General features: G+C 61.1%; 21 protein-coding genes. 4 read left to right on the top strand and 17 right to left on the bottom strand.

The features are described from left to right. Nucleotides 1-3 precede the first annotated feature (3 nt). The 4 genes from EDD77_RS11915 (at nt 4) to EDD77_RS11900 (ending at nt 3,002) form a co-directional block, all read left to right on the top strand. Complete coding sequence (locus EDD77_RS11915; protein WP_058963235.1) at nt 4-726, top strand: glycosyltransferase family 2 protein; 723 nt, start codon at nt 4-6, stop codon at nt 724-726. A 5-nt stretch (nt 727-731) separates the two neighbouring features. Then, a complete protein-coding gene (locus EDD77_RS11910; RefSeq protein WP_058963234.1) occupies nt 732-1,097 on the top strand; it encodes a DUF2304 domain-containing protein in 366 nt (121 codons plus the stop codon). 80 nt (nt 1,098-1,177) lie between these two features. Then, entirely contained in the window at nt 1,178-1,477 is a 300-nt protein-coding gene (locus tag EDD77_RS11905; protein ID WP_058963233.1) for a hypothetical protein, read from the top strand. 121 nt (nt 1,478-1,598) lie between these two features. Continuing rightward, nucleotides 1,599-3,002: an MATE family efflux transporter gene (locus EDD77_RS11900; protein WP_058963232.1), complete on the top strand. Its 1,404-nt coding sequence runs from the start codon at nt 1,599-1,601 to the stop codon at nt 3,000-3,002. 183 nt (nt 3,003-3,185) lie between these two features. On the opposite strand, the gene EDD77_RS18105 is transcribed toward EDD77_RS11900, so the two are convergent. The 17 genes from EDD77_RS18105 to plsX form a co-directional block, all read right to left on the bottom strand. Further along, entirely contained in the window at nt 3,186-3,626 is a 441-nt protein-coding gene (locus EDD77_RS18105; protein WP_058963231.1) for a CD1247 N-terminal domain-containing protein, read from the bottom strand. 154 nt (nt 3,627-3,780) lie between these two features. Then, nucleotides 3,781-4,338 carry an elongation factor P gene (gene efp / locus EDD77_RS11890; protein WP_058963230.1) on the bottom strand — a complete coding sequence of 186 codons (558 nt, stop codon included), beginning with the start codon at nt 4,336-4,338 and terminating at the stop codon, nt 3,781-3,783. A gap of 202 nt (nt 4,339-4,540) precedes the next feature. Then, complete coding sequence (locus tag EDD77_RS11885; RefSeq protein WP_058963229.1) at nt 4,541-5,395, bottom strand: TIM barrel protein; 855 nt, start codon at nt 5,393-5,395, stop codon at nt 4,541-4,543. Beyond that, nucleotides 5,392-5,895 carry a YqeG family HAD IIIA-type phosphatase gene (locus EDD77_RS11880; protein ID WP_058963228.1) on the bottom strand — a complete coding sequence of 168 codons (504 nt, stop codon included), beginning with the start codon at nt 5,893-5,895 and terminating at the stop codon, nt 5,392-5,394. The genes EDD77_RS11885 and EDD77_RS11880 overlap by 4 nt, the downstream gene beginning before the upstream one ends. Nucleotides 5,896-6,017: 122 nt before the next feature. Beyond that, nucleotides 6,018-6,194 carry a 30S ribosomal protein S21 gene (gene rpsU, locus EDD77_RS11875; RefSeq protein ID WP_058963227.1) on the bottom strand — a complete coding sequence of 59 codons (177 nt, stop codon included), beginning with the start codon at nt 6,192-6,194 and terminating at the stop codon, nt 6,018-6,020. A gap of 186 nt (nt 6,195-6,380) precedes the next feature. After that, nucleotides 6,381-8,801 (bottom strand): leucine--tRNA ligase, encoded by a 2,421-nt coding sequence (gene leuS / locus EDD77_RS11870; protein ID WP_058963284.1) that lies wholly within the window; start codon nt 8,799-8,801, stop codon nt 6,381-6,383. A 5-nt stretch (nt 8,802-8,806) separates the two neighbouring features. Continuing rightward, nucleotides 8,807-8,929, bottom strand: coding sequence for a hypothetical protein (locus tag EDD77_RS18690; RefSeq protein WP_278317658.1), 123 nt, complete (start codon nt 8,927-8,929; stop codon nt 8,807-8,809). A 77-nt stretch (nt 8,930-9,006) separates the two neighbouring features. After that, a complete protein-coding gene (gene rsfS / locus EDD77_RS11865) occupies nt 9,007-9,381 on the bottom strand; it encodes a ribosome silencing factor (protein WP_058963226.1) in 375 nt (124 codons plus the stop codon). A 67-nt stretch (nt 9,382-9,448) separates the two neighbouring features. After that, nucleotides 9,449-10,765, bottom strand: coding sequence for an LCP family protein (locus tag EDD77_RS11860; RefSeq protein WP_082669506.1), 1,317 nt, complete (start codon nt 10,763-10,765; stop codon nt 9,449-9,451). Then, nucleotides 10,758-11,345, bottom strand: coding sequence for a bis(5'-nucleosyl)-tetraphosphatase (symmetrical) YqeK (yqeK, locus tag EDD77_RS11855; RefSeq protein ID WP_058963225.1), 588 nt, complete (start codon nt 11,343-11,345; stop codon nt 10,758-10,760). The genes EDD77_RS11860 and yqeK overlap by 8 nt, the downstream gene beginning before the upstream one ends. Nucleotides 11,346-11,350: 5 nt before the next feature. Continuing rightward, nucleotides 11,351-11,938, bottom strand: coding sequence for a nicotinate (nicotinamide) nucleotide adenylyltransferase (gene nadD, locus EDD77_RS11850; protein WP_058963224.1), 588 nt, complete (start codon nt 11,936-11,938; stop codon nt 11,351-11,353). 120 nt (nt 11,939-12,058) lie between these two features. Beyond that, complete coding sequence (locus EDD77_RS11845; RefSeq protein WP_058963223.1) at nt 12,059-12,364, bottom strand: YhbY family RNA-binding protein; 306 nt, start codon at nt 12,362-12,364, stop codon at nt 12,059-12,061. A gap of 38 nt (nt 12,365-12,402) precedes the next feature. Next, entirely contained in the window at nt 12,403-13,038 is a 636-nt protein-coding gene (rdgB, locus tag EDD77_RS11840; protein WP_058963222.1) for an RdgB/HAM1 family non-canonical purine NTP pyrophosphatase, read from the bottom strand. 20 nt (nt 13,039-13,058) lie between these two features. Next, nucleotides 13,059-13,976, bottom strand: coding sequence for a signal recognition particle-docking protein FtsY (gene ftsY / locus EDD77_RS11835; RefSeq protein WP_058963221.1), 918 nt, complete (start codon nt 13,974-13,976; stop codon nt 13,059-13,061). A 92-nt stretch (nt 13,977-14,068) separates the two neighbouring features. Beyond that, on the bottom strand, nt 14,069-17,626 hold the full coding sequence (smc, locus tag EDD77_RS11830; RefSeq protein WP_058963220.1) for a chromosome segregation protein SMC: 3,558 nt from the start codon (nt 17,624-17,626) through the stop codon (nt 14,069-14,071). A gap of 131 nt (nt 17,627-17,757) precedes the next feature. Further along, nucleotides 17,758-18,423 (bottom strand): ribonuclease III, encoded by a 666-nt coding sequence (gene rnc, locus EDD77_RS11825; RefSeq protein ID WP_058963219.1) that lies wholly within the window; start codon nt 18,421-18,423, stop codon nt 17,758-17,760. A 4-nt stretch (nt 18,424-18,427) separates the two neighbouring features. Further along, nucleotides 18,428-19,435 (bottom strand): phosphate acyltransferase PlsX, encoded by a 1,008-nt coding sequence (plsX, locus tag EDD77_RS11820; protein WP_058963218.1) that lies wholly within the window; start codon nt 19,433-19,435, stop codon nt 18,428-18,430. Between the last annotated feature and the right edge of the window lie 35 nt (nt 19,436-19,470).

Below are 19,470 nucleotides of genomic sequence, written 5' to 3'. Positions count from 1 at the left end.
GTTATGTCTAAGCTATTGATCGTGATCCCTGCCTACAACGAGGAGGGCAACATCGTTCACGTGGTGAACGAGCTGGTGGCCCATTACCCCCAATACGATTACGTTGTGGTAAACGACGGCAGCCGCGACCACACTGCGGCGCTGTGCCGCCAGAACGGCTTCCGGCTGATCGACCTGCCGGTGAATCTGGGGCTGGCCGGCGCGTTCCAGACCGGGCTGCGCTACGCCGCCGAAAACGGCTACGACTGTGCCCTCCAGTTCGATGCAGACGGTCAACACAAGCCGGAATACATCCAGCCCATGCTGGATGAGCTGGAAAGCGGAGCCGATATTGTGATCGGCAGCCGGTTCCTCACGGTGAAAAAGCCCAAAAGCCTGCGCATGCTGGGCAGCTACCTGATCAGCTGGGCCATCCGCCTCACCACCGGCCAGGCCATCTGTGACCCCACCAGCGGCATGCGCATGTTTAACCGCCGCATGGTGGAGGAATTCGCCCTGAACCTGAACTACGGCCCCGAGCCGGACACCATCAGCTATCTGATCAAAAACGGCGCTGTGGTGCGGGAGATTCAGGTGCAGATGGGCGAACGGCTCACCGGCACCAGCTATCTGAATTTCACCCGTTCCATCCAGTACATGCTCAAGATGGGCCTTTCGATTTTACTGATCCAGTGGTTCCGCAAGCGGGAGCCCGTGAATAACTACTACCCGGAAAGGAGAAACTGAACGCCATGTCCCCACTGCTTCCCCTCGCGCTGCGCGCACTTTTGATTTGCGGCAGTCTGTGCACCACCCTGTTCATTCTTCGCCGGGTTCGCCAGGCAAAGGTGCAGATTGAAGATTCCATCTTCTGGCTGCTGTTTTCTGCCTGCCTTCTGTTTTTAAGCCTGTTCCCGGAGATCACCACCTGGGTGGCGCGCAAGTTCGGCTTTGTGAGCGAGATCAACGTGGTGTATCTTGCCATTATCTTCCTGTTGCTGATCAAGCAGTTCTATATGTCGGTACGGCTCAGCCAGATGGATTCCAAGCTGAAAAGCCTGGCTCAGAAGGTGGCGTTGAACGAGGAAAAAATCGAGCGGGGCAAGCTGGACCTGTGATCCGGTGCGCCGTTGTGTTTCTGAGTCGTTTATGGTATAATAAAATATAATATATATCAACCGACTGGAGGGTTTTTACAATGGCATATACCCCGAAACTGACCTACAAGGGCAAGCCTTTGGTCCGCTGCGGCAACGAAATCTACTACGGCAGCCTGGCTGATCCTTTTGTGATTTTTATGCAGATCCTCACCGAAAAGGAAGAACAGGGCATGAAGATGGCCGATAAGATCCATGTGATCCTCATGAGCACCGATTCTTCCAAGCCTCTGCCCGAGCGTGTGGTCAAGCAGAGCAGCAAGACCGGCCTGTATACCGCTCTGGAGATCGGCTCCATGTGGCTGGAGCGCGCTTTGAAGGAAGCGCCCGCCAAGAAGTGATCCCTGCTCCCGGGACCATATCAAAAGCAACGCGCGCTGTTCCGGGCTGGAACAGCGCGCTATTTTGTTGCCCCGCAGCCTGCCGGGGCATGGCTTCGTAAGAAAGGATGGATGCAGTAAGATGCCGTTTCCACATTTTCACCGGACAGCCGGGGGCGGTCAGGTGGATTTTTCCAGCCCCAATATCCGCCGCAGTGTTCTTGCCGTAACCGCTCCCATGCTGGTGGCGCAGCTTCTGAACCTTTTGTATAACATCGTGGATCGGATCTACATCGGCAAGATTCCCGGTCAGGGCACGCTGGCCCTTGCCGGACTGGGGCTGTGTTTCCCGGTGGTCACGCTGATCACCGCATTTTCCAATCTGTTCGGTGTGGGCGGTGCTCCGCTGTGCTCCATTGCCCGTGGCCAGAAGGATCTGAAAACCGCCCGGGCCATCATGGCCAATTCCTGGTTTATGCTGGTGGTATGCGGCGTTGTGCTTACGGTGCTTGGCATTGCACTGCACAAACCCCTGCTCTATCTGTTCGGCGCCAGCGACGATACCTATCCGGTGGCAGCGCAGTATATGACCATTTATCTGCTGGGCACGGTGTTTGTGATGATTTCGCTGGGGTTGAATCCCTACATCAACAGCCAGGGCTTTGCCCGCATCGGCATGCTCACAGTGCTGCTGGGTGCGGTGACCAATATTATTCTGGACCCCATTCTGATTTTCGGGCTGGGGCTGGGCGTACGGGGAGCAGCCATCGCCACCGTGTTTTCCCAGCTGCTTTCCGCCATCTGGGTAATGCGATTTCTCACTGGCCCAAAAGCGGAGCTGCGGCTGATTCTGCGCGGCTTTCGGCCGGATGGCCGACTGATCCGGCGTATCGTGGCGCTGGGCACCTCCACCTTTGTGATGTCCTTTACCGACAGCCTGGTTCAGGTGGTCTGCAACTCCACCCTGCGGGCCTACGGAGGGGATCTGTACATCAGCGTGATGACGGTGATCAACTCGGTGCGACAGATCGCCCAGACCCCTGCACTGGCCCTTTCGGACGGCGGTTCCCCGGTGATCAGCTACAACTACGGGGCCCGAATGGCCGGCCGGGTGCGCGCCGCAATCCGCTTCATGACGCAGCTGGGCTTCGGCTACACCCTGCTGATCTGGGCGCTGATCTCCCTGTTCCCCGCGGCTTTTATCCGTATCTTCAATCAGGATCCGGAGCTGCTGGCCGCTGCGGTGCCTGCGCTGCAGATCTACTTTTTCGGCTTCTTCATGATGGCCTTTCAGTTTTCCGGCCAGAGTGTGTTCAAATCGCTGAACAAGGCAAAACTGGCCATCTTCTTTTCCCTGCTGCGCAAGGCCATCATCGTGGTGCCCCTTACCCTGCTTCTGCCCCACGTGGCCGGTCTGGGCGTGAAGGGGGTATTTCTTGCCGAGCCTGTTTCCAACTTTGTGGGCGGCCTTGCCTGCTACATTACCATGCGGCTCACCGTGATGCCGGAGCTTTCGGCCATGGAGCGTGCCAGATCCGCCCGGTAAATGGCATCTGTGCCGTTTTTTGCCTTTCAAAGGAAACCTTGCATTCCGAACAGGAAAATCGATTTTACAGCAAAAACGCCCTGCATCCGCAGGGCGTTTTCTTTGTCCGTAAAGGCAGCAAAAAGCGGCGGATGGCTTTTGCCATCCGCCGCTTTCTATTTGTTTGATCCGGCAATCAGAGGATTACTCGTTCTCCTCGGTGCAGTCGCCGCACTCGCAGTCCTCGCCGCACTCGCTGAATTCGATCTCGAACTCGGCGCCGCAGTTGCCGCAGCAGACCTGCTCGTTCAGCAGGGTGTCCTCATCCACAACGGTCACAGCGCCGCAGTTGGGGCAGGTCAGCTCGTACTCGGCTTCCACTTCCTCGTCCTCGTCGTCTTCCTCTTCGTCGTCCTCGTCCTCGTCGTCGCCGAACACGGCTTCTTCCAGGTCGTCCATATCCTCGTCCATGGCATCCAGCTCATCGTAGACCTGGTCCAGGTCGTCGTCCATATCGGCCACGGTGTCGCACAGATCCTCCAGCAGGTCGTACATGGCCTTCAGTACCTTGCCTTCCTTGCTGTCGCCAATCTCCAGACCCTCCATCAGGCCCTTCAGGTATGCAGCACGCTCTTTCAGTTCCATTGTTCATTCCTCCTTTGAAGAAGTATCAAACATTTTTATGACCACGCCCTCGCTGCCCAAAAACGGCGGCGCGGCGCTCACACTGGGTAAAACAAAACCCGGGCGGCGGCAAAGCCGCCGCCCAGGTGGATGCGATCAGGATGAAGCCTTATGATCAGGCGCGCTCCATGTACTCGCCGGTTCGGGTGTCCACACGGATCATGTCGCCCTCGTTGATGAACAGAGGCACGCGGATCTCGGCGCCGGTCTCCAGCTTGGCGGGCTTCAGGGTGTTGGTGGCGGTGTTGCCCTTGAAGCCGGGCTCGGTCTCGGTGACCTGCAGCACAACAAAGTTGGGAGCCTCCAGGCCGAACACGTTGCCCTTGTAGCTCAGGATCTTAACCATCTCGTTCTCCTTCACGAACTTGAAGGAATCGGACAGATCATGCTCGTTCAGGGGGATCTGCTCGTAGGTCTCGGTGTCCATGAAGTAGTACAGGCCGCCGTCCTCGTACAGGTACTGCATCTCACGGCGCTCGATGAAGGCGGTGGGGAACTTGTCGCTGGGGTTGTAGCTCTTCTCGGTCACGGCACCGGTGATCACGTTCTTGGTCTTGGTGCGCACGAAGGCAGCGCCCTTACCGGGCTTAACATGCTGGAACTCCACAACCTGGAGCACGTTGCCATTCTCTTCAAAAGTTACGCCATTGCGAAAATCGCCTGCAGAAATCATAAATGATCCTCCAATTAAAATTTATTCTGGCCCGGCCAAACCGGCCTTGCGCTGCCAGCGCCGCGACCTGGCTGCCCGCTGCTTGCAGGGCAGCGATGCGGCGCGGGCATTCACTGACATATCTGTTATTATTCTACCCCAGAAACGGCTATTTTTCAAGCCCTTTCTTGGCCTTTTCGGCCCGTGGGGCAGGCCTTCGGGCTCACTTGCCCAGGCTCTGGTAATACCGCTTCATGGTGGCTGCGTCCTCGGCCTGCGTGCCGGCGGATTCACAGATGATCACCGGCGAAAGCCCCCGCTCGTAGCACAGCTCCAGCAGCGGCTCAAAGTCCGGCCCGTAGACGGTGTCTGCGAAGGTCAGGTGCTGCTTTTCGCCGCCGGTGGTGTATTCGATCTTGCTGAAGTGCACATGGAAGCGGCTGGCCCGCTCGTCCCCCAGCACCTCGCCCATCCGATCCAGAATGGCGGCATAGTCCTGTTTGGTTTTGATGGAGCCCTGATCCCGGGCATTCAGGTGGCCGAAGTCGATGCAGGGGGTGATGCGCTTGTCCACCCCGCACAGGGCCAGAACCTCGTCCAGCGTGCCCAGCTGGCCCACCTTGCCCATGGTCTCGGGGCAGAGCACGATGTCAGAGAAACCGGCCTCGTCCACCGCCGCCACAATGCGGTGCATGGTGTCCAGCGCCTTTTCCAGCGCGGCTTCCCGGCTCTGTTTGCCGCAGCTGCCGGAGTGGAAGATCACCCGCTGGCCGCCCAGCGCCCGGATGGCCGCCGCGCTCTGCAAAATGTAATCCACACTGTTCAGGCGCTTTTCCTCTTCCAGGCTGCTCATGGAGATGTAGTAAGGCGCGTGCAGGCTGAAATAGATGCCGTGCACCGCCGCCTGAGCGCGGATCTTGGAGGCAAGCTCCTCCTTGATGCGCACGCCCCGGCCGCACTGGTACTCAAAGGCGTCCAGGCCCATTTTCGCGGTGTATTCCGGCACCTGCACACTGTTTTTATATCCCTGCTCGGCAAAGCTCTGGCTGGTGCCGGCGGTTCCGAATAAGATGCTCACAGAAGCTTCCCTCCCTTTTTGAAATAGCGGGCCAGAAAGGGCTTTTCCAGCCGGCGCTTGAAACGGATTCCCTTTTTGAAATCCTCATACATGGGCTGCACCACCAGCGCCGGAATGCCATACAGCGCACCGGCCAGCCGGTCGGTGAACAGCTGGTCGCCCACAATGGCCATCTGGCCTTTGGGTACTCCGAACTTTTTGCGGGCCCGGGCCAGACCGAAGGTGAGCGGCTTGCAGCTCATGGCCACATAATCCAGCCCGATGGCCTGCGCAAAGGGGCGCACCCGTTCCTCGTTATTATTGCTGGCAATGGCCAGCTGAATGCCCGCTGCCCGCATCCGGTCCAGCCAGTCGCGGATGGCCGGGGGCAGCTGCTGGCTGTCGTGGCCGGTGAGGGTGTTGTCCACATCCAGCACCAGGGCGGTGATGCCCTTGCCCTTCAAAAATTCCGGCGTGATGGCCGCTGCGCCGGAAAAGAGATACTCCGGTGTGATGAACATAGTGCTTCTCCCATAAAAGCGGGGCGTTGGCCCCGGAAAAATCGATAAAAAATGAGCGGGCCCCCAAGGGGACCCGCTCAGGCGTTTGCACGCATTTCAGCCATTGTTCCGGCTAACCGCAATTACTTAAACTTGCGCTTGCGGGCAGCTTCGGACTTCTTCTTGCGGCGCACAGAGGGCTTCTCGTAAGCTTCACGCTTGCGAACCTCGGCAAGCACACCGCTGCGGGCGCAAGAACGCTTAAAACGACGCAGCGCGCTCTCCAGCGACTCGTTGTCCTTGACACGAATTTCCGACATCTATTTTTCCCTCCCTTGGACCTGAGGCAGGAGTTTCGTTGCATATCCCCCAAAATAGGGTATTCAACATATCGATTATACTATGCCACAGTTGGTTCTGTCAACTAAAATCTTGTGTATTTTCAAAACTTTCTTTGGTTGAGGACCGGAACCCGATCCCCAACCGCAGAATGTCAACAGCATTGCTTATTTGACCACCAGGTTGACCAGCTTGCCGGGCACGGCAATCTCCTTCACGATGGTTTTGCCCTCCAGCAGAGCGGCCACGGAAGCGTCCGCCTTCACGGCAGCCAGGGTGGCGTCCTTATCCAGGCCGGAGGCCAGGTTCAGTCGGGCCTTGGGCTTGCCGTTCAGCTGCACCAGCACCTCCACGGTGCTCTCCACGCACTTTGCCTCGTCATAGGCAGGCCACTGGGCGTGAGCGATCTGGCCCTCAAAGCCCTGCTGCTGCCACATCTCCTCGGTGATGTGGGGAGCGAAGGGGTTGACCAGAATCAGCAGGGTGCGCAGCTCGTCTCTGGTGGCGCCGCCGGCGGCGTACAGGTCGTTCAGCAGGCTCATCATGGAGGCGATGGCGGTGTTGTGCTTGAGCACCTCGATGTCGTCGCCCACCTTCTTGATGGTCTTGTGGAAGGCGGTCTCCAGCTCGGGGCGGTAGCCCTCGCCGGGAACGATCATCTCGCCCAGACCCCACAGACGATCCAGGAAGCGCTTGCAGCCCTTGATGCCCTTGGTGGACCAGGGAGCGGCCTTCTCGAAGTCGCCGATGAACATCTCGTACAGGCGCAGAGTGTCGGCACCGTACTCGTTCACCACATCGTCCGGGTTAATCACGTTGCCGCGGCTCTTGGACATCTTCTCACCGTTCTCGCCCAGAATCATGCCATGGCTGGTACGCTTCTTGTAGGGCTCCTTGGTGGGCACCACGCCGATGTCGTACAGGAACTTGTGCCAGAAACGGCTGTACAGCAGGTGCAGAGTGGTGTGCTCCATGCCGCCGTTGTACCAGTCCACAGGACCCCAGTATTCCACGGCTTCCTTGCTCACGGGAGCAGTGTCGCAGTGGGGATCCATGTAGCGCAGGAAGTACCAGGAGGAACCGGCCCACTGGGGCATGGTGTCGGTCTCGCGCTTGGCGGGGCCGCCGCAGCAGGGGCAGGTGGTGTTGACCCATTCGGTGTGGCGGGCCAGCGGGCTCTCGCCGCCCTCGCCGGGCTCGAAGTCGCTGATCTCGGGCAGCTTCAGGGGCAGCTCGCTCTCGGGGATGGGCTGCCAGCCGCACTTCTCACAGTAAACCATGGGGATGGGCTCGCCCCAGTAACGCTGACGGCTGAACACCCAGTCGCGCAGCTTGAAGTTGACCTTGGCGTGGCCCTTGCCCTCGCTCTCCAGCCACTGGATCATCTTTTTCTTGGCTTCTTCCACGCTCAGACCATCCAGGAAACCGCTGTTCACCAGCGTGCCGGTGGCAACGTCGGTGAAGGCTTCCTTGTCCAGATGGCTCTCGCCCTCGCCCTTGACCACCTCAACGATGGGCAGACCGAACACCTTGGCAAACTCGTAGTCGCGGGTGTCGTGGGCGGGCACGGCCATGATGGCGCCGGTGCCGTAGGTAGCCAGCACATAGTCGGAGATGAAGATGGGAATCTCCTTGCCGTTCACCGGGTTGATGCCCATCACGCCCTCCAGCTTCACGCCGGTCTTTTCCTTGTTCAGCTCGGTGCGCTCGAAGTCGCTCTTGCGGGCGGCCTCAGCCTGATAGGCGCGCACGGCGTCAGCGTTCCGGATGGTGCCGTTCTCCAGCCACTGGTTCACCAGCGCATGCTCGGGGCTGACCACCATGTAGGTGGCGCCGAACAGGGTGTCGCAGCGGGTGGTGTAAACGGTCAGGGTATCGCCGGTGGTGGTGGTGAAGTTCACCTCGGCACCGGTGGAGCGGCCGATCCAGTTCTTCTGCTGGGTGGCCACACGCTCGATGTAATCCAGGCCGTCCAGATCGTCGATCAGGCGGTCGGCATACTCGGTGATCTTCAGCATCCACTGGCTCTTCACCTTGTGAACCACTTCGCCGCCGCAGCGCTCGCAGCAGCCGTTCACGACCTCTTCGTTGGCCAGCACCACCTTGCAGCTGGTGCACCAGTTCACGCTCATTTCCTTTTTATAGGCCAGACCGTGCTTGTACAGCTGCAGGAAGATCCACTGGGTCCACTTGTAGTAGCTGGGATCGGTGGTGTTGATCTCACGATCCCAGTCGAAGGACAGGCCCAGCGCCTGCAGCTGGCTCTTGAAGCGGGCCACGTTGTTTTTGGTCACGATCTCGGGGTGGATGTGGTTCTTCATGGCGAAGTTCTCGGTGGGCAGGCCGAAGGCATCCCAGCCCATGGGGTACAGCACATTGTAGCCGGCCAGCCGCTTTTTACGGGCTACGATGTCCAGCGCGGTGTAGCTGCGGGGATGGCCCACATGCAGGCCCTGACCGCTGGGATAAGGGAACTCAACCAGAGCATAGAACTTGGGTTTTGTGTGGTCGATCTTGGCGGCGAAGGTCTTTTCATCCGCCCAGACTTTCTGCCATTTCTTTTCAATGGCCTTGAAATCGTATTTCACCTTTATCAACTCCAACCAAAATTTGAGCGATTTGCCCCTTTGGCAACACCGCACCATTCACGGCGAAGGCCACCTGGAATTGTGTGCTGCTGCCCTTTAAAATAAAACGGCGACAGCCAGTTTTCCACCGCAGGCTTCTCCCGCTGTGGAAAACTGGCTTTTGACCGCCCGACCCCCGAAGGCGCCGGGCGGCGTTCCGTTTGATTTATTCGTTTGCGCCGCCCTCGGCGGGTGTGTCGAACTGGATGTCGCACTCCTCGGCATCCGCCCACAGGTGCTCCAGATCATAGAACTCGCGGGCCTGAGGATAGAACACATGCACGATCACGGTGCCGTAGTCCAGCAGAATCCAGTTCTTGGCGTCGTAGCCTTCGGTGCGCAGAGCCTTCACGCCCTGCTGCTCCAGCTGGAACTCCACTTCCTCGGCCAGGCTCTTCACATGGGTGGTGGAGGTACCGTTGGCGATTACAAAGTAATCGGTGAGCACGGTCAGATCCCGCACCTTCAGCACCTTCACGTTCGCGGCTTTTTTGGTATCCAGCACTTTTGCGATGCTGGTTGCAAGCTGCAAGCTTTCCATTCTTGTTTGATTCTCTCCTTTCAGCTCCCCTCTCGGGAGCGGTGGATGGGTTGGTTATCGGGTTGGATCAGCCCGCCTCAGAGGTGGAACCGCCCTCGGCCTCGGTATCCAGCTGACCCATGTACTGCACATTGGGGTCGGTGGAGGAACCGGCGGTGGCCAGAGTGGGCACGTTCAGGCTGTCCACAGGGCTGGTATAACTGAGGAAGTAGGTATTGATCAGATCCAGCGTCTTTGTGGTGTCGCACACCTGAATGGACTGACCGTTGTAGCGCTCGGCCGCACTGTAGGTGGGCACCTTGCACATCATGATGTTGGCGCTGTCCACCTGCAAGAAGCTCACGCCCAGGCTTACCAGCGTATCACCGGGAATGTCGGTGGTGATATACTTCAGGGCCACGGGGGTCAGCTTGGCCAGATCCCATACCGTGGCGGTGCGGATGCGGTTGAACAGGCCCTGATAGAAGTAACGCTGCATGTCCAGCCGGGCGATGTCGCCCTGGGCATAGCCATCACCGTGGCGGTTACGCACCAGGAACTCCACCGAAGCGCCATCCAGGTTATGGGTGCCGGCAGGCAGCCAGCTGCCCTTGCCGTCGGCCACCTCCTGGGGCAGGTAGACCTCGATACCGCCGAACAGATCCACGATCTCCTTCAGGGACTGCATGTCGATGGTCACATAGTAGTCGATGGGCAGCTTGTACTGCTCGGTGATCAGCTTGGCCAGATCGGTGATGCCGCCGTCATTGCGCAGGGCAACCGCGTTAATCTTACCGGTTTTGCCGGTGCTGTATTCCTCACCCGCGTAGGTGTCGCGGGGGATCTGCAGCATGTTGATCTTCTTTTCCTTCACGTTGAAGTTCACATACATGATCATATCGGTCATGCCGTCGTTGGAGGTGGGGTCGTTGGAATAGGCACGGCCCTCCTCGTAGTCGATGCCGCAGACCAGAATGTTCACCACATCGCCCTTGAATTCGCTGGGGGTATTGATCAGCTCGCTGATGGTGGGGGCACCGCCGTCGGGGCTGATGCTGTGCACCACCCACTGATACAGGCCGAACAGGCCCACACAGACCACGGCCACCAGCGTCAGCAGGCTGATGAGGGCGATTTTCAGCGGGCTCTTTTTCTTCTTCGGGCGGCGGCGGGGCTGGCCGCGATGGGCCGCCGGCTGGGCCTTCCTCTGGGGCTGATCCTGCCGCGGAGGCTGAGCCTGACGGCGAGGCTGCTCGCTGGCATGGTAGACCGTGCGCTGCTGGCCTGAACCGGAAGCGGGCGAGCCGCTGCGGTTGATGCGGCGGCCGGTGGAGCCGCTGGGCGCGGACGAACGGCCCGAAGCGGAGCCGGTGTTCAGTTTACGGGGCTGTTTGGGTTCATTCATGGGTATCCTCCCTGGTTTGCATGCCGCGCTTCAGGTCCTCCAGGGCCTCGAGCGACAAGGGGTCGATGGATTTGCCGCATTCCTTCATCCATCCGATGTTCTTCTCCACGGCCGTGCAGACGGCCTTGTCCAGATCCTCCTCGGCAAGCCTGCGCAGCTCGTACACCTCCGGATAGTCCCGCTCGGCGCTGATCATATCGCTCAGATAAATGATCTTGTCCAGCTTGGACATACCGGCCTTGCCGGTGGTATGGCAGCGAATGGCGCTGACAATCTCCGGGTCGGTGACGCCCCATTCCGTCTGGGCCAGAATGGCGGCACAGATGCCGTGCCAGACCGGCGGGGGGCTTTTTTCGGCATTTTGTGCCATTATAGCATTGTTTTGCAGGATCTGCAACAATTCCTCCCGGCTGCGCTCCTTCACCGCATCGTGCAAAAGGGCGGCCAGCTCGGCCTTGTCCGGGTCGGCCCCGTACTTTTCGGCCAGATGCACCGCCGCGTCCCGCACGTTCATGGTGTGGGTGTAGCGCTTTTTGGAAAGGCACTCCTTTACCATCTTCTGCGCTTCTTTTGCGTTCATGGTCCTCAGCTCTTTTCGTATAAATGATACTGTTTGCAGATGCGCTGCACCAGAGGAGGCAGCGCATCCATGCCCAGCTTCCCGGCGCGCACATCGCTGGAGGCTGCCTGCAGAACCGGAGCATGGGCGAAGATCACCCGGCCCCCCGCCGCTTCCAGTGTGCGGGCCGCGGCCGCAAGATCCGCGTCGTCGCCATTGTAGCGGCTTTGCACCACAAGGGTGGTTTTTTCCAGCAGGCTCTGCCATTCCCTCCACTGGGTGAAGGTGGTGAGCATATCGCTGCCCACGCTGAGAAAGATCTCGGCGCCGGGGTAGCGCTCCTCCAGCATCCGCACCGTGTCGATGGTGTAGTTTCTGCCGCCGCGGCCGATCTCCCAGTCCGAGACGGTGAGATCCGGGTGCAGCGGCACAAAGCACTGGCACATGGTCAGCCGCAGGCTGGCCGGCGTGGCGCTGGCCGCCTTGTGGGGCGGAATGCCCGCGGGCATGACCACCACCTTATCCGGCTGCACCACGTCGATGGCGCTCTGCAACAGGCGTATATGGCCCTTGTGGGGCGGATCAAAGGTCCCCCCGAACAAAAGCAGTTTCATCGCGCCACTCCCCCAGTGTGCCCGGCCATGTAACAAAACAACGAATTTTGCCGGGCAGATATTTCAAATAAGTTACAAACAAATTGTAAACAATCTGTTTTCAGGCCACGTTGCCGGATCTCAGCGGGCGGCTTTCAGGATATCCTCAAACTTGGACTCCTTCTTTTTCTTCAGGAACAGCACGAACTTGGAGCCGATGACCTGCACCACGTCGGCGCCGGTGGCCTCGGCCAGGATGGCGGCGGCCTCCTTGGCGTTGTACATGCTGGTCTCCAGCACCTTCATCTTGATCAGCTCCCGGGCAGCCAGGCAATCGGCGGTGGACTTGATGAGCGTTTCGTCGATCTCGCCCTTGCCGACCTGAAAGACCGGATCGAGGGTGTTGGCGGCGGCGCGCAGCGCGGCGCGTTGTTTACTGGTGAGCATAGTATTCTCCTTATATTACAGTTTCAATTGGGTTTGGCTCAGCCCTCGTTCAGGAAGGCGGCCAGATTTTTGTCCAGCAGGGCCATGGCCTTGCCCCGATGGCTGATGGCGTCCTTTTCAATGGCCTCCAGCTGGGCGTAGGTGCGGCCCTCGGTGTTGGGGCGCACGCCGCCCCCGGCAAGGCCCACCTCGTCGGGCACGAACAGAGGGTCGTAGCCGAAGCCGTTGGTGCCCCGGCGCTCGAAGATCACCCGGCCCGGGCACTCGCCCAGATAGGTGACGTAGCGGCCCTCGGGCAGGTAAAAGCAGACGGCGGACACGAACTTTGCCGCCCGTTTGCCCTCCTCCACCCCGGCCAGCTCGGCCAGAAGCTTGTCGTTGTTGGCCTCGTCGTCGCCGTGGCGGCCGCAGTAGCGGGCGCTGTAAACGCCGGGCGCACCGCCCAGGGCATCCACCATCAGGCCGGAATCGTCGGCCAGAGTGGGCAGGCCGCTGGCCTCGCAGATGGCCTTTGCCTTGATGAGGGCGTTTTCCGCAAAGGTGGTGCCGGTCTCTTCCGGCTCCAGCGTGATGCCCAGTTCCTTCTGGCTTTTCACCTCGTGGCCCTGAGCTTCCAGAATGCGGCGGATTTCTTTCAATTTACCGGCATTGCCGGTGGCTGCGCAGATGAGCATTGGAATCTGTCTCCTTCGGATCAGTTTTCGGCAAACAGTGCGTCGGCAAAATCGTGGGGAGAGAACTCCATCAGGTCGTCCACGCCCTCGCCCACGCCCACAAAGCGCACCGGCAGGCCCAGCTTCTGCTTCACGCTGATCACCGCGCCGCCCTTGGCGGTGCCGTCCAGCTTGGTGAGCACAATACCGGTGGCACCGGCGGCGCTGATGAACTGGGAGGCCTGATTGATGGCGTTCTGGCCGGTGATGGCGTCCAGCACCAGCAGGGTCTCCACGCTGGCGGTCTCGCAGGCCTTGTGCACGCTGCGGCTGATCTTGCCCAGCTCGTTCATCAGGTTCTGCTTGTTGTGCAGGCGGCCAGCGGTATCGCAGATCACGATGTCGTAGCCCCGGGCGGCGGCGGACTGCACCGCGTCAAACACCACGGCAGCCGGGTCTGCCCCCTCGCTGTGGCGCACCACGGGTACATCCACCCGGTCGGCCCAGATGCACAGCTGCTCGGCGGCAGCGGCACGGAAGGTATCGCCCGCGGCCAGCATCACCCGCTTGCCCTGATCCTTATAGAGCTTGGCCAGCTTGGCAATGCTGGTGGTCTTGCCCACGCCGTTCACGCCGATCATCAGGATCACGGCGGGCTTGCCGCTCATATCCATGGGCTCGTCGGCCACCAGCTCGCCGGTGATGATGTCCTTCAGGGCGGCCAGTGCGTCGGAAGCGGTTTTGATGTGGTCCTTGCGCACCCGGGTGCGCAGCTCCTCCACCAGCCGCACCGCCTCGTCGGCGCCGGTGTCGGCCAGGATCAGCTGCTCCTCCAGGTCCTCGTACATATGGTCGTCGATTTCGCCCGCGTTGAGCATGTCCAGAATGCCGGCAAAGAAGCCCTTGCGGGTCTTGGCCAGGCCTTCATCCAGCTTTTTCTTCCGGCTGAAAAGTCCCATAATGTCTCCCCTCGTTTCCTTTCATCGCCCGATAAGGCGGGCGGATGCTTCGGTTGCGTCCGCCATGCGGCGAACAGTTCTCTTCTTTTATATCACGAAACCAGCGTCGCGTCCACCTGTTCCAGATCCAGACGCAGCAGTTTGGACACACCGTCCTCCTGCATGGTCACGCCGTAGAGCACGTCGGCGGCCTCCATGGTGCCGCGGCGGTGGGTGATCACGATGAACTGGGTGTGGTCGGTGATGCGGCGCAGATACTGGGCGTAGCGGGCCACGTTCACGTCGTCCAGCGCGGCTTCGATCTCATCCAGAATGCAGAAGGGGGCCGGGTTCACCGCCAGAATGGCGAAGTAGATGCTGATGGCCACCAGCGCCTGCTCGCCGCCGGACAATGCGGCCAGATTCTTGATGACCTTGCCCGGGGGCGAAACCTGAATTTCGATGCCGCTTTCCAGCACGTTCAATTCGTCGTCCAGCTTGAGGGTGGCGGTGCCGCCGCCAAACAGCTCGGTGAAGATGCGGCCGAAGTTGCGGTTGATCTCCGCAAAGCTGCGGCTGAACATGTCCCGCATTTCGGCGGACAGCTCCCCGATCATCCTCGTCAGCTCGGCGCGGCTCTTCTCCACGTCCTGCACCTGATTCTTTAAGAAGGTGTAGCGCTCGCTCACCTCTTTGTATTCCTCAATGGCGCCCACGTTCACGTTGCCCAAGCTACGGATGCGGCCTCTTGTTTCGGCCACAAGGCGGCGCAGCTCGGCGGCGCTTTCAAAGGGCACGCACAGCGGCTGGGCGTCGCTCATGGTCAGCTGGTATTCCTCCCACAGCTTGGCGATCAGCTCATCGTACTCCTTTTCGGCAGCGGCCTTGCGCTCGTTCAGGCGGGCCATCTCCTGGCTCATCTTTTCCCGCTCGTCGCTCACCGCACGCTGGCGCTGGCTCTCGCGGCTGATGCTTCCTTCCTTCTGCATCCGCTCCTCGGCGGCCTTGCGGATGGCTTCCTCCGCCTCGCGGATGCGGCCGGCGCTCTTTTCCTTTTCCTCCTGAATGGCGCGGATGCTCTGCTCGTGCTCCTCGTTGGCCTTTTTCAGGCGGTCAATGTTTTCCCGCAGGGCCAGCTCCCGCTGGCCGCTCTCGCCGTGGCGGCTTTCCAGATCCCGGATGGAGGCCTCGTGCAGGCTCACATCCTTCTCCGCCGCCAGACGGGCCAGACGGGTCTCGCTCAATTCGTCGGACAGGCGGGCCCGGGTGGCCAAAAAGCTGTCGTCGCTGCCGGCCAGCTCGGTCAGCTCGGCCTCCAGCGCGGCGATCTGCTCGCCCAGCCGTGCTTCCTCGGCCCTGGCATTCTCCAGCTCCGTGCGGCTCTGGCGGATGGTCTCGTTCAGCTGCTCGCACTCGGCGGCACGCAGCTGGGCGGCGGCCTGCGCCTGGCTGATGGCTGCTTCGATGCGGCGCAGCTCGCCCTCGGCGCGAATTTTATCGCCGCCCGCGGTGATGGCCTCGCTGGAGGCAGCGGTCAGCTGGGCGTTCAGAGCTTCCACCTCGGCCTTGAGCTTGTCCGCCGCGGCCTGGGCCTGGCCCTGCCGATTCTGCAAAGAGCCGATCTTTTTGCGCAGATCCTCAATTTCCTGCCGACGGCTGAACAGGCCGGCAGACTGGCTCACGCTGCCGCCGGTGAAGGAACCGCCCGCGTTGATGACCTGACCGTCGGCGGTGACGATTCGGTTGCGGTAGTCCAGCGCACGGGCGACCCGGCTGGCCTCCTCGATCTCGTCCACCACGATGATGCGGCCAAGAAGATTGGCCACGATGTTGTTGTATTTGGGGTCGTATTCCACCAGACTGGACGCCACCCGGGCGCTGCCGGAAAGGCGGGATGCGTCGAAGTGGCTGCCCTTCACGGTGTCCAGCGGCAGGAAGGTTGCCCGGCCCGCCCGCTCGTTGCGCAGGAAAGCCATGGCGGCCTTGGCAGCGGTCTCGCCGTCCACCACGATGTTCTGCAGCGCAAAGCCCAGAGCGGTTTCGATGGCCACCTCGTAGCCCGGCTGCACCGTGAGGATGCTGCTCACCGGGCCGATAATGCCCCGCAGCCGGTGGTTCTGGGCGGCGCGCATCACGGTCTTTACGCTGTGCTGGTAGCCGTTCATGTTCCGTTCCAGATCGGTCAGCAGCTGCAGCCGCTGGGTGGATGCCTCCAACTGGCGGTTCAGCTGGGCGGCTGCGCCGTCCGCCTCCTCCAGCTGCTTTTGCCGGCTGGACAGCTTCAGGCTCAAACCCTGCTTGATGTTTTCCAGCCGGGTCAGGCTTTCGTCCAGCTTGCCCAGATAGGCTCTGGTATCGGCCAGCTCGCCCTCCAGCTCCTCCAGTCCCTGACCGGAAGCCGGCTCATTCTGCAATGCTTCCAGCCGCTGGGCGGCGGTGGCGGCGGTGCTTTCGCAGCCGGCGGCCCGCACCTTCTCGGCGGTCTGGCGCTCGGTCAGCTCGGCCAGCACCCCGGTCACCTGCCCCCGGCGCTCGCCGGTGGCGGCGTTTTCCGCCTGAATGCGCCGGAGCATCTCCTCCTTTTCCCGGATCTGCCCGTCCAGCTGTTCAATGTGTTTCCGAATGTTCTCAATGCCCGCCCGGTGCTCCTGCATCTGGGCGGCAAAGCTCTCGCGCCCGGCCCCGCTCTCTTCCAGCTGGCGGGAAAGATCGGCCATGGTCTCGGTGTTGTGGCGGATGTCGTTGTGCAGCACGGCGATGCGGCTGTCGCTGCCCGCCACCTCCTCGGTGATGGTGCGGATCTCGCCGTTCAGCCGGTCCACCTCCATGGTGAGCCGATTCATCTCGGCCCGGATGCCCTCGGTGGCGGCGTCGATGGCCTCGATCTCGGCGGTCATCCGGTCGTAGTCCGCCTGGGCGGTCTCGTAACGGCGCTGCTGGCCGCGCACGGTCTCCCTGGCGGTTTTCACGCTGTCCACCCAGAGGGTGACCTCCAGCTCCTTGCGGCGGGCGGAAAGCTCCAGAAACTGCTGGGCCTTGGCGCTTTCCTTTTCCAGCGGGCCCACCCGGCTTTCCAGCTCGTCCAGAATGTCGTGCAGGCGCTCCAGATTGTCCTCGGCGCTGGCCAGACGGCGCTCGGCCTCGTTTTTCCGGTAACGGTAGCGGGCAATGCCGCTGGCTTCCTCAAAGATTTCCCGACGCTCGGCGCTTTTGGCGCCCACGATCTCGGCAATGCGGCCCTGCCCGATGATGGAGTAACCGTCCCGGCCGAGGCCGGTGTCCAGAAAGAGCTCGTAGATATCCTTCAGGCGCACGTTCTGGCCGTTGATGGAATACTCGCTCTCGCCGCTGCGGTAATACTTGCGGCCGATGACCACCTCGTCGGCGTTCACGTCGATGCGGCGGTCGGAGTTGTCCACCGTCAGGTTCACACTGGCAAAGCCCATGGCGCCACGGCTCTGGGTGCCGCCGAAGATCACGTCCTCCATCTTGCCCGCGCCGCGCAGCTGGCGGCTGCTGGTTTCGCCCAGCACCCAGCGGATGGCGTCGGAGATGTTGCTCTTGCCGGAACCGTTCGGCCCCACCACCGCGGTGATGCCCCGGTCAATGGGGATCTTGATGCGGTCCGGGAAGCTTTTGAAGCCCTGTATCTCTAGTTCCTTTAATACCATAAATCCTCCCTGGGATCATTGGGATGTGCTCCAGCAGGAGAAAGCCGCGCAGCAGGCTTTGGGCTGCGCTGTTTTCTCGTGCCGGGCAAAACGGGTGCGGCGCCGGGTGTTCCGTGCCACACCGGCCCGATTCAGTCCACCAGGCCCATCAGGCGCAGGGCCTCCTTGGCGGCAGCCTGCTCGGCGGCCTTTTTGCTGTGACCCACGCCCCGACCAATCAGGTTGGAGTTCAGGTACACGGCCATGGAGAACCGCTTGTCGTGATCCGGGCCGTCCTCGCCCTCCAGCTCGTAGCGCAGCCGCTCCTCCGGGTTCTGCTGGATGACCTCCTGCAGCTGGGTCTTGTAGTCCGCCTCGGCAGTCTTGCCCTCGGTGATGAAGGGCAAAATAAAGGCGCGGGCCACCTCGATGCCACCGTCCAGATAAAGGGCAGCGATGAGGGCCTCAAAGGCGTCGCTCACCACGCTGGGGCGGTGGCGGCCACCGCCCCGCTCCTCGCCCTTGCCCAGGCGCAGATAGCTGCCCAGGTCGATTTCCTTGGCGAACTCGTACAGGGCGCTCTCGCACACAAGGCTGGCCCGGGCACGGGTCAGTTCGCCCTCCGGCCGATCCTTCCACTGGTGGAACAGATGGTCCGCCACCACGATGGACAGCACGCTGTCGCCCAGAAACTCCAGCCGCTCGTTGTGGTGGATGGGGGTCTTGCTCTCGTTGGCGAAGCTGGTGTGGGTGAGGGCGGTCTCCAGCAGGGTGGGATCCTTAAAGGTATAGCCGATGATGTTTTCCAACTGATGCATGTTGTTACGCTTCTTTCTCTTCGCTGATCAGGTTGCGGGCCATCACGCCGCACAGATCGTTCTCCACGCAGAGCTTTGCCTGCCGGATGGCCTGATGGATGGCCCGTGCATTGGAGGAACCGTGGGCTTTGATGACCGGCTTTGCCGCGCCCAGGAAGGGGGCTCCGCCGTATTCGTCGGCGTCCATGCCCTTTTTGAAGTCGGCCACGCCGCCCTTCAGCAGCAGGTAGGCCAGCGCGCCCTTGACGCCGCTCTTGAACAGGCCCTTCAGCTTTGCGCCGAAGAACTTGGCCAGGCCCTCGGTGAGCTTCAGGATCACGTTGCCGGTGAAGCCGTCGGCCACCACCACGTCGGCCACGCCGGCGGGGATGTCCCGGGGTTCCACGTTGCCCACAAAGTTGATGCGGCTGTTGGCCTTCAGCAGGGCGTGGGCCTCCACATAGGTGGGGGTGCCCTTGGACTCCTCGGCGCCGTTGTTCACCAGAGCCACGCGGGGATTTTTCACGCCCATGACCTGCTCCATGTAAACGCTGCCCATCACACCGAAGGCCTCCAGCATGGAGGGGCGGCATTCCACGTTGGCGCCGGAATCCAGCAGCATGAAGGGGGTCTTGCCGGGAATGATGGTGGCCAGCGCCGGGCGCTTGACGCCCTTCACGGTGCGCACGATCAGGCTGGTGCCCACATGCAGCGCGCCGGTGGAGCCGGCGGAAACAAAGGCGTCGCCCTTGCCCTCGGCCAGCAGCTTCAGGCCCACCACCATGCTGGAGTCCTTTTTGGTGCGCACGGCCTTGGCAGGCTCGTCGCACATTTCAATGACCTCGGTGGTGTTCACGATCTCGATGTGATCCAGCTTCAGGTTGTTTTCCTTTGCGCATGCGGTGATCTTCTCGGCATCGCCCACGGCGATGATCTCCACCTCCGGCCAGAAGCTGGCCACCGCTGCGGCCGCACCCTTGATGATCTCGGCGGGGGCATTGTCGCCGCCCATTGCGTCCAGAATGATTTTCATTGCTTGCACACCCTTTCCATGCTGTTTTGTTCGGT

It is taken from the genome of Allofournierella massiliensis, from assembly GCF_004345265.1.
Classification (GTDB): domain Bacteria; phylum Bacillota; class Clostridia; order Oscillospirales; family Ruminococcaceae; genus Allofournierella; species Allofournierella massiliensis.
This window is presented reverse-complemented; position numbering and strand designations above follow the sequence as displayed.

Bases quoted from the DNA above. Each gene is read 5' to 3' on its own strand.
- rnc (WP_058963219.1), bottom strand. From the start codon at position 18,423: ATGCATCAGTTGGAAAACATCATCGGCTATACCTTTAAGGATCCCACC.
- EDD77_RS18105 (WP_058963231.1), bottom strand. From the start codon at position 3,626: ATGGAACTGAAAGAGCGTGCTGCATACCTGAAGGGCCTGATGGAGGGT.
- EDD77_RS11880 (WP_058963228.1), bottom strand. From the start codon at position 5,895: ATGTTCATCACACCGGAGTATCTCTTTTCCGGCGCAGCGGCCATCACG.
- plsX (WP_058963218.1), bottom strand. From the start codon at position 19,435: ATGAAAATCATTCTGGACGCAATGGGCGGCGACAATGCCCCCGCCGAG.
- rsfS (WP_058963226.1), bottom strand. From the start codon at position 9,381: ATGGAAAGCTTGCAGCTTGCAACCAGCATCGCAAAAGTGCTGGATACC.
- EDD77_RS11900 (WP_058963232.1), top strand. From the start codon at position 1,599: ATGCCGTTTCCACATTTTCACCGGACAGCCGGGGGCGGTCAGGTGGAT.
- ftsY (WP_058963221.1), bottom strand. From the start codon at position 13,976: ATGGGACTTTTCAGCCGGAAGAAAAAGCTGGATGAAGGCCTGGCCAAG.
- EDD77_RS11860 (WP_082669506.1), bottom strand. From the start codon at position 10,765: ATGAATGAACCCAAACAGCCCCGTAAACTGAACACCGGCTCCGCTTCG.
- EDD77_RS11905 (WP_058963233.1), top strand. From the start codon at position 1,178: ATGGCATATACCCCGAAACTGACCTACAAGGGCAAGCCTTTGGTCCGC.
- efp (WP_058963230.1), bottom strand. From the start codon at position 4,338: ATGATTTCTGCAGGCGATTTTCGCAATGGCGTAACTTTTGAAGAGAAT.
- yqeK (WP_058963225.1), bottom strand. From the start codon at position 11,345: ATGAACGCAAAAGAAGCGCAGAAGATGGTAAAGGAGTGCCTTTCCAAA.
- EDD77_RS11915 (WP_058963235.1), top strand. From the start codon at position 4: ATGTCTAAGCTATTGATCGTGATCCCTGCCTACAACGAGGAGGGCAAC.
- rdgB (WP_058963222.1), bottom strand. From the start codon at position 13,038: ATGCTCATCTGCGCAGCCACCGGCAATGCCGGTAAATTGAAAGAAATC.
- EDD77_RS11845 (WP_058963223.1), bottom strand. From the start codon at position 12,364: ATGCTCACCAGTAAACAACGCGCCGCGCTGCGCGCCGCCGCCAACACC.
- smc (WP_058963220.1), bottom strand. From the start codon at position 17,626: ATGGTATTAAAGGAACTAGAGATACAGGGCTTCAAAAGCTTCCCGGAC.
- EDD77_RS11910 (WP_058963234.1), top strand. From the start codon at position 732: ATGTCCCCACTGCTTCCCCTCGCGCTGCGCGCACTTTTGATTTGCGGC.
- rpsU (WP_058963227.1), bottom strand. From the start codon at position 6,194: ATGTCGGAAATTCGTGTCAAGGACAACGAGTCGCTGGAGAGCGCGCTG.
- nadD (WP_058963224.1), bottom strand. From the start codon at position 11,938: ATGAAACTGCTTTTGTTCGGGGGGACCTTTGATCCGCCCCACAAGGGC.